The sequence below is a fragment of the Bernardetia sp. Wsw4-3y2 genome, assembly GCF_037126295.1.
Classification (GTDB): domain Bacteria; phylum Bacteroidota; class Bacteroidia; order Cytophagales; family Bernardetiaceae; genus Bernardetia.
Genome location: NZ_CP147017.1, coordinates 1,239,232 through 1,252,115, shown reverse-complemented (window position 1 = coordinate 1,252,115; position 12,884 = coordinate 1,239,232). Strand labels below are relative to the sequence as shown.

The 12,884-nt window shown below is 30.1% G+C and carries 12 protein-coding genes; 3 read left to right on the top strand and 9 right to left on the bottom strand.

All coding sequences use genetic code 11. The annotated features are described in order from the left end of the window. Positions 1 to 10: 10 nt before the first annotated feature. Both V9L05_RS04915 and V9L05_RS04910 read left to right on the top strand, forming a co-directional pair. A complete protein-coding gene (locus V9L05_RS04915) occupies positions 11 to 220 on the top strand; it encodes a DUF4266 domain-containing protein (RefSeq protein ID WP_338790033.1) in 210 nt (69 codons plus the stop codon). A gap of 12 nt (positions 221 to 232) precedes the next feature. Beyond that, positions 233 to 1,420, top strand: coding sequence for a DUF3570 domain-containing protein (locus tag V9L05_RS04910; protein WP_338814599.1), 1,188 nt, complete (start codon positions 233 to 235; stop codon positions 1,418 to 1,420). 316 nt (positions 1,421 to 1,736) lie between these two features. Here the strand turns inward: V9L05_RS04910 and V9L05_RS04905 are convergent, their stop codons facing one another. The 5 genes from V9L05_RS04905 to V9L05_RS04885 all read right to left on the bottom strand — a co-directional run bounded on the left by V9L05_RS04905 (position 1,737) and on the right by V9L05_RS04885 (position 6,245). Continuing rightward, the gene (locus V9L05_RS04905; RefSeq protein WP_338814598.1) at positions 1,737 to 2,444 is read right to left on the bottom strand and encodes a hypothetical protein; all 708 of its coding nucleotides are present in this window, start codon (positions 2,442 to 2,444) and stop codon (positions 1,737 to 1,739) included. A 30-nt stretch (positions 2,445 to 2,474) separates the two neighbouring features. After that, positions 2,475 to 2,909 carry a hypothetical protein gene (locus V9L05_RS04900; protein WP_338790036.1) on the bottom strand — a complete coding sequence of 145 codons (435 nt, stop codon included), beginning with the start codon at positions 2,907 to 2,909 and terminating at the stop codon, positions 2,475 to 2,477. 60 nt (positions 2,910 to 2,969) lie between these two features. After that, positions 2,970 to 3,155 (bottom strand): hypothetical protein, encoded by a 186-nt coding sequence (locus tag V9L05_RS04895; protein ID WP_338790037.1) that lies wholly within the window; start codon positions 3,153 to 3,155, stop codon positions 2,970 to 2,972. Positions 3,156 to 3,404: 249 nt separating this feature from the next. Further along, positions 3,405 to 5,180: a 7TM diverse intracellular signaling domain-containing protein gene (locus tag V9L05_RS04890; protein WP_338814597.1), complete on the bottom strand. Its 1,776-nt coding sequence runs from the start codon at positions 5,178 to 5,180 to the stop codon at positions 3,405 to 3,407. Between the two features lie 126 nt (positions 5,181 to 5,306). Further along, positions 5,307 to 6,245, bottom strand: a complete 939-nt coding sequence (locus V9L05_RS04885) for a histidine kinase (RefSeq protein ID WP_338814596.1) — start codon at positions 6,243 to 6,245, stop codon at positions 5,307 to 5,309. Positions 6,246 to 6,343: 98 nt separating this feature from the next. On the opposite strand from V9L05_RS04885, the gene V9L05_RS04880 reads away from it, so the two are divergent. Beyond that, complete coding sequence (locus tag V9L05_RS04880) at positions 6,344 to 7,168, top strand: IS5 family transposase (RefSeq protein ID WP_338812380.1); 825 nt, start codon at positions 6,344 to 6,346, stop codon at positions 7,166 to 7,168. Here V9L05_RS04880 and V9L05_RS04875 read toward each other — a convergent pair. Genes V9L05_RS04875 through V9L05_RS04860 form a run of 4 tightly spaced genes read right to left on the bottom strand, consistent with a single transcriptional unit; the run spans position 7,149 to position 12,849 of the window. Beyond that, positions 7,149 to 8,153, bottom strand: coding sequence for a hypothetical protein (locus V9L05_RS04875; protein ID WP_338814595.1), 1,005 nt, complete (start codon positions 8,151 to 8,153; stop codon positions 7,149 to 7,151). The genes V9L05_RS04880 and V9L05_RS04875 overlap by 20 nt on opposite strands. 39 nt (positions 8,154 to 8,192) lie before the next feature. Then, positions 8,193 to 10,121 (bottom strand): histidine kinase, encoded by a 1,929-nt coding sequence (locus V9L05_RS04870; protein ID WP_338814593.1) that lies wholly within the window; start codon positions 10,119 to 10,121, stop codon positions 8,193 to 8,195. A 38-nt stretch (positions 10,122 to 10,159) separates the two neighbouring features. Further along, entirely contained in the window at positions 10,160 to 12,106 is a 1,947-nt protein-coding gene (locus V9L05_RS04865) for a histidine kinase (RefSeq protein ID WP_338814592.1), read from the bottom strand. Beyond that, positions 12,103 to 12,849 carry a LytTR family transcriptional regulator DNA-binding domain-containing protein gene (locus tag V9L05_RS04860; protein ID WP_338790044.1) on the bottom strand — a complete coding sequence of 249 codons (747 nt, stop codon included), beginning with the start codon at positions 12,847 to 12,849 and terminating at the stop codon, positions 12,103 to 12,105. Before V9L05_RS04860 ends, V9L05_RS04865 begins: the two co-directional genes overlap by 4 nt. Between the last annotated feature and the right edge of the window lie 35 nt (positions 12,850 to 12,884).

Sequence of the window (12,884 nt, the reverse complement as noted above, 5' to 3'; positions counted from 1 at the left end):
AATGAGGAAAATGAAGAGATTTATGATTTTAGCAGTAGGTTTATTCTGCCTAGCAAGCTGTACGAGCGTAAAAGAATACCAAAAATCTAAAATTAATGATGCTGAAATGTCTTTGACAGCCAGACCATCAGAAAAAAACGAACAAAATTTTCAATTATATCGTGAAGGCGCATCAGGAGCTAATGGTGGAAAAACCAGTGGTGGTTGTGGATGCAATTAAACACACTTACTTATGTTAAAAAAGACATTATCAGTAGCTGCTTTATGCTTTATGTTAGCTTCTGAATCGCTCGTTGCTCAAAATACAGAAACAGACACTACAACGTATCAGTCTCGTAAATTGAAGCTTGAAGAAATAAATTTTGTTACAGGTTATTATCAACAAGATGGAAATAATGCTGCTGTAACAGGTGGAGTTGGCGATGAGCATCTAACAGATGTGGCTAATACATTCAATATTAGCTTATCCAAATATGATAAAAAACAACTCAAACATGCAGTAAATCTTGATTTTGGAATAGATGTATATACTTCTGCATCATCTGATCAAATAGACCCTAGCACCATTTCATCTGCTTCAAGTGGAGATGTTAGATTTTATCCTTCAATTAATTACACTATTTTGAATGAGAAAAAAAGGTATTCCTTTGGAGGTGGCTTATCCTATTCTGGAGAGTATGATTATACATCGTATGGTACAAATGTGCATTTTTCAAAATGGAGTAAAGACAATAATAAGGAATTATCATTAAAAGCCTCTGTATTTTTAGATCAATGGAAGGTTATTTTGCCTATTGAACTAAGATATTTAGGATATAATGAGGGAACAAGCCGTAATTCGTATAATTTTGGATTGATTTATTATAGGGTTATCAATAAAAATTTTCAAATGGCATTTTTAGCTGATTTTGCTTATCAAGAAGGATTATTGGGTACAAAATTTCATAGAGTATATTTTGATGATAACAGCGTAAAAACTGAAACTCTGCCAACTACTAGAACAAAAATTCCTTTAGGAATTAGAGCAAATTATTATTTAGGTGATAATATAGTTCTACGAGGTTTTTACAGATATTATTGGGATAACTGGGATATTAAATCCAATACAATGAGTTTAGAGTTAAGCTATAAAATCACACCTTTTATTTCTTTAGCTCCTTCTTATAGATTTTATAATCAGACAGAAACTAAATATTTTGCTCCTTATCAAAGTCATAATCCAACAGAAACATTTTATACAAGTGATTATGATTTATCTAAATTCAATAGTAATATGTACGGATTGAATTTAAGATTATCTAATCTGCACGACAAAACATTTTTGAAAAGATTAAATGTCATAGAACTAAGGTATAGTTATTATGATCGCAACACGGCTTTAAAAGCCCATAGTATAACCTTATCTATAAATTATAAATAATTTATGATTCAAATGGGAAAATAAGGTTGTTTGATGATTTTTGTGGTAAGTTTAGTCTATAAATAGTAAAATACAAATACACGGCAGGGAAATACATATAAGTCACTCGCAAAATGCGTGTGATGGCTTGTGTTCAAACATAAATACAAAATACCTATACTCGCAAATCTTTTTCTTTTTGGAACATGATGACGAACAGTAGGCATAAACATAAAAAAACTGATGAAAACATATCCATCAGTCTTTTTCACTTTGAGTATTTGAAATATATAGACACACAATACCTATAAATTCAAAATCTCCCCCTTATTTATTTTTAATGTGTAACCTCTACTTTTAGATTAGGATAAAATTCGCCTAATTTTTCGAAGAAATATTCAGAAGTAATTTTTGCTTTTGCCATATCAACAGCATATCCTCCCTTAAACATTTGAGAAATGTCTGTATCTGTAAAACTACTGTTTACAATGCGATCAATAGCTTGTAGAATACTTTTGCCTTTATCTGATTCTATTACAATGTCATATACTTTTGGATGGTCTTGTCCAGAAAGGGCTGACATATTCAATCCCATTTCCCTTTTTGCTCCTGCAAATTTTATTTCTGCAGTTTGAAGTTTTTCTACATCAAATACAATATGTTCAGATAAATCACTATGTTTATCTGTATTGATAAAATGAAGTTCCTTGCCACTCAATATGAAAAAAGCAGGCGTTTCTACTGTATTTGTATTATTATAGGTAAGAGATTGTCTTATTGTATCTTTGATGGCAGTTTTGACAAAATCTCCCATATTTGATGGTAAGGTAGCAGAAGTACAAGCGTCGATGGGGTTTCCTTTCATCCATTCTTTTAGATAAGGAACTTGTCTATCAAGAAATTCTTGTGATACTTGCTTCTTGTCGTTTCGGAGTGCATCCATATCTATGTTTTTAGTTGCTTTTTTCTGTTGTTGGCTAAAGACATAGGCTATTACTCCTCCAATCAATAAGACTGGAATCATGTATAAAAGAGTACTAAACATAAGTTTTTTTACTGAGTTAGAAATGTGAGTTTATTTTTCTTCTTTTTCTTCGGATTTTGATAAAGCACTAAAAATGCCTATTCCAATAAGGACTACTAAAATAATTTTTCCTCCCAATTTTTTCCAAATACCTAAAGGATTTTCACCTAGTTCTAAGTTATAAGTATTTTTGAGTCCCTCAAGATCCTCTTCAGAAACTTCATAATATACTGTTTCATCTTTATCACAGAGAACATATTTTCCATTTGTATTCCAAAAAGAAATAAATAAAAACCCATATTCTTCGTATAAATAACCTACTTCTAGGTAATAACCATCTTGTTTTAGAGCATCTTCATCAGGTAACTCCTCTACTACATCTATTGTCTCACATGGAAAACAAACAGGGATTGGTATTCTAGCTTTTGCTTGAGCATTAAGACTGGCAAAGAATATAAAAAACAAAATGAATAATAACTTTTTCATGAGCGTCAATTTTTAGTGTAGGTAATTTGGTAATGATTGCATGCTTGCTAAAGTAGTTAACTACTTAGTAGAGGCATTTTTTTTCATATAGGTTTTATATTCTTTTTCTGCTAACTCAATCATCGCATCAAACAAAATAGACTTTTGATCTAAAGTAGATAATTCTTCTTTTAAAGTTGTGTTTTGATTTCTAAGATTACGAATCTCTTGTTCTTGTTCTTGTAAGCGTTGTTCTACTGTTTTCATAGTATGTTTTAATTTGTAATTGTGAATAAAATTCTAACTTTTTTAGTCTAGATAATTTGAAGATTATCGTACAAAACCTAACTACTAAGTAGGTCTGTACCACAATCAACATTACAAATGTAAATACATATAATCAATGGAAGAAGCTGTATTTAGTAGATGTATAATTATAGGAGGAAAATGTAAAGAACGAATTAGTATTCGTATTTTATAATTTTTCAGTAGGATATATAAATAGGAGAATACAAATCAATTTTGCTGAAAACCATCAATAATAGGGAGTTTCAGGCAGACAGTAGTTCCTTTTCCTTGCTCTGAAAAAATTTGATAGTCTGTAGGTATTTTATATTTTTTAGATAGAATTTCTAAACGTTCTTGGGCAATCTCACCAGAAAGTGATTTATGATTTTTCTTTGGAATTGTATGTATTCCTACTCCATTGTCAATAATTTCTATCTGTAATTGCTGGGTTTCTGTCAATTCAGTTATTTTTATTTCTATATTCCATTCTTTTTCTCCATCAAAACCGTGTAAAATACTGTTTTCTACAAAAGGCTGAATAAGCATAGGAGGAATAAATAAAGCATCTATTTCAAGTTCATGAGGCACTTGTATTTGATAAGTAAAGTAATCTTTGAATCTAGCTTGTTGTAGGCTAAGGTAATTGTCTATTGTTTCTACTTCATCTTCTAACGAAATCATTTCTTTTCGACTCAACTCTAAATTACTTCTTAACAATCTACTAAATAGGTTTAAGTAATCGATAGCTTTTTGGGGTTCTTGGAATCGAATCAGACTTTGTAAAGTAGAAAGCGTATTAAAAATAAAGTGAGGTTCCATTTGTGTACGTAACAGTTTTTGTTCTAATATTACCTTCTCATACCCTTGTTGGAGTTCACTTTTTTGAGCTTCTTCTTTTTCTTTTCGATATTGATTAATACGCATAGCCAAAGCAATAGAAAACAAAATAACTTCAGCAGCCGAACCAATGAAAATAAAGTTTTGAGTTATAAAATTAGAAGGTACGACACCATTAATTTGTAGCATCAATAATGCAATACCAGTTAAGTACCCTATCCAAGCAATACCATAAATTAATGCTTGTTTTTGTTTTTTAAAAATGAGTAAATAAAATCCTACCACAATTAGATAAAGACTAATTACTAAACTCACTACTTGAGATAAAGCAATTAAGATAACACTATCTATAAATAAGTCAAAAATTGCCATTATTAAAGATAATGAAGCAATAATTTTAAGAACCCAATAGTTTTTTATACTATTTTCTTTTAACTTCAAATATTGAGAAGAAAACTTTATAATAAAAAAAACAGCTAAACCCAATATAAATACCAAATAAGAGTTCAAACTAGGTTTATTAGGATACAAAAATATCTGTGCAAAACCTGTCAGCATTGCATACAATAATCCTACACAAATAATATAGCCTAAATAATATATATAGGCTTTATCTTTTACATTAAAGGCTAAAAAAAAGTTATACATAAAAAGAGCAAACAAAATCCCAAAGTAGAGTCCAAAGAAAAAATTAGAACTCGTTTGTTTTTTATCAATTTGTTTTTGGTCAGTCAAATAAATGGGAATCTCTAAAGGAAATTTACTACTAAGTCGTATATAAATCAACTCACTTTCATCAACATCAAATAAAAACATTCGATTGTTATAAGCACGTTGGTCAAAAGGTAGATGTGAACCATAGCGTTTTTTGACAAATGTATTCTCTCTGCTATGATATATATCAAGTGTATCAATTAAGGGATTAGCAATTTCTATAATTTTATTTTTAGCAGATATAGGTACTTTTATACGAACCCAAATAGCACTACTTGTATTAGAAAAATTTAGAACATTGTTTTGGGATTCTATAAATTTTACTTTATTTATTTCTTCAATCGTATGGTGGTGTAGAGAATCAACAAAATAAGAAATCTCTAACTTCTGTGCTTGGGAAGTAAATATAAAACCTATAAAAAAGAAAAGAAAAAATAATATATTTTTTAACATGTTTTTAAAAAAAATAAAGCGAATAGTATCTTGTTCTATTTCGCTGAGTTTACGAACCAAGTAAAATAATAGCCAGATAATTTTTCATAATCCATTCAAATGATTTAGTATGTATTCTTTTTTTAATCAATTTTGTTGAAAACCATCAATGATAGGCAGTTTCAGGCAAACAGTAGTTCCTTTTCCTTGCTCTGAAAAAATTTGATAGTCTGTAGGTATCTTATATTTTTTAGATAGAATTTCTAAACGTTCTTTTGCAATATCACCAGAAAGTGATTTGTGTTTCTTTTTTGGAGTTGTATGAATTCCTACTCCATTATCAATAATCTCTATCTGTAATTGTTTGGTTGCTACTAATTCCGTTATTTTTATTTCTATGTTCCATTCTCTTTCTCCATCAAAACCATGCAAAATACTGTTTTCCACAAAAGGCTGAATAAGCATAGGGGGAATAAACAAAGCATCTACTTCAAGTTCATGAGGCACTTGTATTTGATAAGTAAAGTAATCTTTGAATCTAGCTTGTTGTAGGCTAAGGTAATTGTCTATTGTTTCTACTTCATCTTCTAACGAAATCATTTCTTGTCGGCTCAACTCTAAATTACTTCTTAGTAATCTGCTAAATCGGTTTAAATAATCGATAGCTTTTTTAGGTTCTTGGAATCGAATCAGACTTTGCAAGGTGGAAAGAGTATTAAAAATAAAGTGAGGTTCCATCTGTGTACGAAGTAATTTTTGTTCTAATATTACCTTTTCATATTCCTGTTGGAGTTTCCGACTCTTTTGGCGATAATAAAGAATAGCTAAAATTGCTAGTATTATCAAAATAGTCAATATTGTGATAGCGAGAAAATATTTTGTTTTTTGTAATTCACTTTCCGTTATTTCTACACTTTGGTTTAGATTTTTTATAGATCTCTTGTTTTCTTCAAGTTGATACATTGTGTGCATTTCTTCTTTTGCTTGTAGCTCGGCTTTTTGATGTTGTTCTTCTGTCAGTTTTTGGAATCTTTTAGTAGCTTCATGGTATTTCTCCAAATTCTTTGTTTTGTAGTAATAATTCATCGAACTTGTTTAAGAATGGTGATTTATTTTTTTAAAAAGAGGTCAAAATAGTTATACTTGTAAATCATCACATTTTCAATCTAACTATTTTTCCCTCTATGTACGTAAACTTATCAAAAAAATTTATAACCGAAAATATTTTACCTTATTTACATCAATTTACAAAAGGTCGTCGTATAAAAGTAGCTCTTTGGCGTATTATCCAAGCCATTGTGTATCGCTTAAAATCAGGGAGTCAATGGCGAGAACTTCCTATGAAACAATTTTTCGGAAACTTATCAATTCGCTGGAATACAGTATATTACCATTATAATAAATGGTCAAAATTAGGAAGTTGGAAGAAATTATGGATCAAGTATTTAGAAGATTATCGTGGAGAATTAGATTTTTCTATTTGTCAGCTAGACGGCAGCCACACTTCAGCTAAACGAGGAGGAGAAGGTATTGGATATTCCAAAAGAAAAGCAGGAAAAACAACCAATGCACTTTTTCTAACGGATAAAAATGGTATTCCAGTAGCGATGTCTGTTCCAAGAGCAGGCAATCATCACGATGCTTTTGAACTTGAAAAAAATATGCAATCTATGATAGATGATTTGAATGCTTCTCAAATTAGAGAAGGAGGAATTTTTCTCAATGCTGATGCAGCCTTTGATACACAAGCCTTTCGTTCTTTTTGTAATCATTTAGATATTGTAGATAATATAGATTTTAATAAAAGAAATAAAAAAGACCTTGATAATCAACCATTTAAAGATGAAGAAATGTATGAATTGAGATTCGTTATTGAAAGAACTAATGCGTGGTTAGATGCTTTCAAAGCCTTAATTATGAGGTACGAAACTAAAATTCATACGTGGCAAAGTTTACACTATTTAGCCTTTACTTTAATATTTGCCAGAACTAGAAAAAAACATTCTTAAACAACTTCATCATTATTTCTTCGAACATCAAATAATGTGAAACATCTAAGTAAGTGGGAAACTCTTTTTCTATTTCGCTGATTTTACTCCTTATACTGTCAGTTTCATCCATTTTACCTATATCTATGTTGTTTTGTAAAAGTGCACAATAAGCTATATGTATATTCCTAGGAGTATTATATCTATCTTTTAATTCGTTTTGTAAAAGTTCTATAGACTTTTGACGATAGACTATAGCAGAATCAAATTGTTCATTTTTTTCGAAAAAAAGAGCCTTGTTTGCATAATAAATTGCGTCGTATTCAGCCGAGGTTGAGTATTGCGCTATTTTTTCTAAATAATAGAAAATTGAATCATGAGATATTTTCTGCCAAATGCTACTAGAAGAAAGTTGTATGTAGATTAGAACTTTCAACTCATCGTCTTCAGAAAGAGAATCTAGATAAGCTCCTGCTTTTTTGGCTAACTCATAAGAACTTTCTTTAAGACCTATATGACTATGGTTTTGTGCAGCATACAAATAGACACGGACTTTTCGTCTAACTGGAATACCTATGGGATTAGCATCTACCACAGAAACAGCTTTATTAGAATAAAAAGATGACAGAAAATAATTACCTCTATGACCAGCATTAACAGCTAATCCATTATAAACTTGTGCTTTTACTTTTGCAAACCCTTCTACATTTTCGACTAAAATGAGAGCCTTTGTCATGTAAACATCTGAGCTGTCTAAATTTGAAGGATAGAAACTTAGTCCTATGCGAAAATTTATGATTGATTTGGCTACTGTATTAGAAGCATATCTATCCTTATTTAGCATGTTTTTCCAAAATAGTGTTTGATCATCTTGTTTAGATGCTTGTGGTACAACTTCATCTATTTCGTTGATGAGTTGTTGTGTAGAAGGTTCTTCTTGAGTTTCCGTACAAGAAGATAGTATAGCAAAAAGGCTGAATAAAGCGATAGTGAGATAGTTTTTCATAATCCATTCAAATGATTTAGTATGTATTCTTTTTTTTAATTAGTTTTGCTGAAAACCATCAATGATTGGCAGTTTCAGACAAACAGTAGTTCCTTTTCCTTGCACTGAAAAAATTTGATAGTCTGTAGGTATTTTATATTTTTTAGATAGAATTTCTAAACGTTCTTTGGCAATCTCACCAGAAAGTGATTTATGTTTCTTTTTTGGATTTGTATGTATTCCTACTCCATTGTCAATAATTTCTATTTGTAACTGTTTGGTGGCTGTCAATTCAGTTATTTTTATATCTATATGCCATTCTTTTTCTCCATCAAAACCATGTAAAATGCTATTTTCGACAAACGGCTGAATAAGCATAGGAGGAATAAATAAAGCATCTATTTCAAGTTCATTTGGTACTTTAATTTGATACGTAAAATAATCTTCGAATCTAGCTTGTTGCAGATTAAGGTAGTTGTCTATTGTTTCAATTTCATCTTCTAAAGAAATCATTTCTTGTCGGCTCAACTCTAAATTACTTCTTAATAATCTACTAAATCGGTTTAAATAATTAATAGCTTTTTTGGGTTCTTGAAAGCGAATCAGACTTTGCAGAGTAGAAAGCGTATTAAAAATAAAGTGAGGCTCCATCTGTGTACGAAGTAGTTTTTGTTCTAATATGACTTTTTCATATTCTTGTTGTAGTTTCCGACTCTTTTGGCGATAATAAAGAATAGCTAAAATTGCCAGTATTATTAAAATCACTAAAATGGTGATAGCGAGAAAATATTTTGTTTTTTGTAATTGATTTTCTGTTGATTCTACACTTTGGTTTAGCTTCTTTATAGATCTCTTGTTTTCTTCAAGTTGATACATGGTTTGCATTTCTTCTTTTGCTTGTAGCTCAGCTTTTTTCTGTTTTTCCTCTGTCATTTCTAAAACTTTTTCAGCGAGTTCATAGTATTTATCAAAATCTTTAAATCGGTAATAATAACTCATCATGGATTTACTAAAAGTTATATGGTTTGAGTAAGATAAGTTAATAGAAGTATTTTGTTTCATTTCGCTGAGTATGCTAATTATACTATCAGCTTCATTTTTTTTTCCTCTTTTTATACTGTTCTCTAAGAAGAAACAATAAAACAGATACCTATTTGCAGGTATCATTACTTGATTTTTTAATTCTTTTTTTAAGTCATCCTGATTCATTTCTAAACCTGTCTGATAATAAATTTTAGCAGAATCCAGTTCTTCTTGTTGTGAAAAAAAATGTCCTTTATATATGTAGTAGAATTGCTTACTTTCTGACGATTGTGCAGACTGTGCTATTTTATTTAAATAATAGCGAAGTGAATCGCTATTTATTCTTTTTTGAAGCCCACTAACAAAAATCTGTGAATAAATTCTAAATCTCAAATCATTATTCCCTTCAGGAAGAGAATCAAGGTAGCTTTCAGCTTTTTTTGTTAAGTCATAAGTCCTTTCATAAAGACCTACCTTTATAGTGGACTGAGCATTATGTAAATAAATTTTAATTTTATCTTTAGCTGAAATAGTTGATATGGAGGGATTAGCATTTAGGATAGCCTCAGCTTTATGATAATAGTTAGAAGCAAGAAAAATTTGTCCCCTATTATCGGCTATAAGTCCCAAACCAGTATAAATATCTGTTTTCCTCTTTTCAAACCCTTCTACATCCTCAATAAGAACAAGAGCTTTTGTTGCATACATTTCTGTACTGTCAATATTTGAGCGACCAAAGCTCTCTGCTATGTAAGAGTATATATATGCTTTAACTACTTTATCAGAAGTATATTTATCTTTATTTAGCATGTCTTTCCAAAATAGTATCTTGTCTTCTTGTTCAGTAGGTTCTGTGCTTTCTATTTCTTTGAGTAATTGTTCTGTAGAAATATCTTCTTGAGTTTCTGTACAAGAAGATAATATGGCAAAAAGGCTAAGGAAAACAATAACAAGGCAATTTTTCATAATCCATTCAAATTATTTAGTATGTATTCTTTTTTTAATCAATTTTGTTGAAAACCATTAATGATAGGCAGTTTCAGACAAACAGTAGTTCCTTTTCCTTGCTCTGAAAAAATTTGATAGTCTGTAGGTATTTTATATTTCTTAGATAGAATTTCTAAACGTTCTTTGGCAATCTCACCAGAAAGTGATTTGTGATTTTTCTTTGGAATTGTATTTATTCCTACTCCATTATCAATAATCTCTATCTGTAATTGCTTGGTTTCGGCAAGCTCAGTTATTTTTATATCTATGTGCCATTCTTTTTCTCCATCAAACCCATGTAAAATACTGTTTTCCACAAACGGCTGAATAAGCATAGGAGGAATAAACAAAGCATCTACTTCAAGTTCATCAGGTACTTGAATTTGATACGTAAAATAATCTTCAAACCTCGCTTGTTGTAGACCAAGGTAGTTATCCATTGTTTCAATTTCATCTTCTAAAGAAATCATTTCTTGTCTACTCAACTCTAAATTACTTCTCAGTAATCTGCTAAATCGGTTTAAGTAATCGATAGCTTTTTTGGGTTCTTGGAATCGAATCAGACTTTGCAGAGTAGAAAGTGTATTAAAAATAAAGTGAGGTTCCATCTGTGTGCGAAGTAGCTTTTGCTCTAATATTACCTTTTCATATTCTTGTTGGAGTTTCCGAGTCTTTTGACGGTAATACAAAATAGCCAAAATGCCTAAAATTACTAAAATAGCCAAGATGGTGATGGCGAGAAAATATTTTGTTTTTTGTAATTCATTTTCTGTTACTTCTACACTTTGGTTTAGCTCCTTTATAGATTTTTTGTTTTCCTCAAGTTGATACATGGTGTGCATTTCCTCTTTTGCTTGTAGCTCAGCTTCTTTTTTTACTTGTTCGGTTAGAACTAATACTTTTTCAGTAACTTGATAGTATTTTTCAAAGTCCTTAATGTAATAATAATAATTCATCATTATCTTATTAAAATGCACATAATGCATGGGGGTCAGTTGGTCAGAAATTTGAGCTTCTATTTTTTTAAGTTTAGTAATTGTACTATCAGCTTCACCTATTTTTCTTCTATATATACTGTTTTGTAAGAGATCACAATAAGCTATGTATATATTTTGAGAATGTATAGAATTTTTGCTAGATTTGGTTTCTTCATTTTTTAACATGTTAACACTAAGCTCTAATTTTTTTTGAAGATAAATTCTAGAAGAATCAAACTGTTTATTGTACTTAAAAAAATGGGCTTTGCGTGCATAATATATTTGTTTACTTTCATCTGAATCTGAATGAGAGTGTTGTGCTGTTTTTTCTAAATAATAACGTAAAGAATCAAGACCTATTTTTTTATGTGCACCACTAGAGTAAAGTTGTGCATAAACTCTAAACCTTAGGTAATCATCTTTTGGAAGAGAATCAACATACCTTTCAGCTTTTTTACACAAATCAAAAGCAGTTTCGTGAAGACCTATATACTCATTAGACTGAGCACTGTGCAAATAATAACGGACTTTTCGCTTAGCTGAAATAGTTGATATAGAAGGATTGGCATCTACTATAGAAATAACTTTGTTATAGTAGAAGGAAGAAAGAGCGTTTTTACCTCTACGGTCAGCAATCACTCCTAACCCATTATAAATAGATAACTTCTCCTTTTCAAATTCTTCTACATCTTCAATTAGAATAAGTCCTTTTGTCATATAAGCTTCTGCACTATCTAAACTTATAGGAGAAAAATTTTTTGCTATCTGATAGTTTATACTTGCTTTAGCAACTCTATCAGAAGCATACCTTTCTTGCTGTAGCATGTTTTTCCAAAATACTATTTGGTCATCTTGCTCAGAGGCTCTTAATTTAGTTTCCTCTATTTCTTTGAGTAGTTGTTGTGTAGAAGGCTTTTCTTGAGCTTCTCTACAAGAAGATAATATACTACAGAAGCCAAGTAAAATAATAGCAAAGTATTTTATCATAATCCATTCAAGTTATTTAGTATATACTCTTTTCTTCTAACAGAAACAGAAATGTTTTTGCCGTTCTTTAATAGAATATAACCTGTTTTTAGATATTTATCAATGTGAAATTTATTAACCAAAAAAGACTGATGACACCTTAAAAAAAGCTCTTTTGGCAAAATTTCTTCATAAAATTTAAGAGTTTTAGAAGCTATAATAGTTTGATTATTTTGTAGGTAAATTTTGGTATAAGAAGAGTCACTTTCACAATAAACAATGTCTTTCAAACTAACCATTTGTATAAAATCTACTGAGGAAATAGAAATCATATCTTCCAAAGTAAGTTTTTTTCGCTCATAAGTAGAATTTGTTATAGCCAATCTTTCATCAGCTGTTGGTAGTATCTTTTGTTCTAATCGTTCTATGGCTTTTTCAAACTCATCATCATTTATAGGCTTTAATAAATAATCAAAAGCACCATAACGAATAGCTTTTATGGTATGCTCTTCATAGGCAGTTATAAAGATAAATTTGAAATTTATATTAGGGAAATGATTCAGAATATCAAAGGAAGTTCCATCTGAAAGTTGAATATCTAATAAAGCTAAGTCTGGCTTTAATCTTGGCAGCTCTTGAATCGCATCTTTTACTGTTGCACTACTTCCTATATACTCTAATGAAGGATGATTAGTAACATGCCATATTATTTCTTCTCTAACCATTGGTTCATCTTCTATTACAAACGTTCTTAGTTTATTCATAAACTGATATTGATTTTTTAGTATTTTAATATAAA

Coding starts and splice junctions, on each gene's coding strand:
- V9L05_RS04915 (WP_338790033.1), top strand. CDS start 11: ATGAAGAGATTTATGATTTTAGCAGTAGGTTTATTCTGCCTAGCAAGC.
- V9L05_RS04910 (WP_338814599.1), top strand. CDS start 233: ATGTTAAAAAAGACATTATCAGTAGCTGCTTTATGCTTTATGTTAGCT.
- V9L05_RS04905 (WP_338814598.1), bottom strand. CDS start 2,444: ATGTTTAGTACTCTTTTATACATGATTCCAGTCTTATTGATTGGAGGA.
- V9L05_RS04900 (WP_338790036.1), bottom strand. CDS start 2,909: ATGAAAAAGTTATTATTCATTTTGTTTTTTATATTCTTTGCCAGTCTT.
- V9L05_RS04895 (WP_338790037.1), bottom strand. CDS start 3,155: ATGAAAACAGTAGAACAACGCTTACAAGAACAAGAACAAGAGATTCGT.
- V9L05_RS04890 (WP_338814597.1), bottom strand. CDS start 5,180: ATGTTAAAAAATATATTATTTTTTCTTTTCTTTTTTATAGGTTTTATA.
- V9L05_RS04885 (WP_338814596.1), bottom strand. CDS start 6,245: ATGAATTATTACTACAAAACAAAGAATTTGGAGAAATACCATGAAGCT.
- V9L05_RS04880 (WP_338812380.1), top strand. CDS start 6,344: ATGTACGTAAACTTATCAAAAAAATTTATAACCGAAAATATTTTACCT.
- V9L05_RS04875 (WP_338814595.1), bottom strand. CDS start 8,153: ATGAAAAACTATCTCACTATCGCTTTATTCAGCCTTTTTGCTATACTA.
- V9L05_RS04870 (WP_338814593.1), bottom strand. CDS start 10,121: ATGAAAAATTGCCTTGTTATTGTTTTCCTTAGCCTTTTTGCCATATTA.
- V9L05_RS04865 (WP_338814592.1), bottom strand. CDS start 12,106: ATGATAAAATACTTTGCTATTATTTTACTTGGCTTCTGTAGTATATTA.
- V9L05_RS04860 (WP_338790044.1), bottom strand. CDS start 12,849: ATGAATAAACTAAGAACGTTTGTAATAGAAGATGAACCAATGGTTAGA.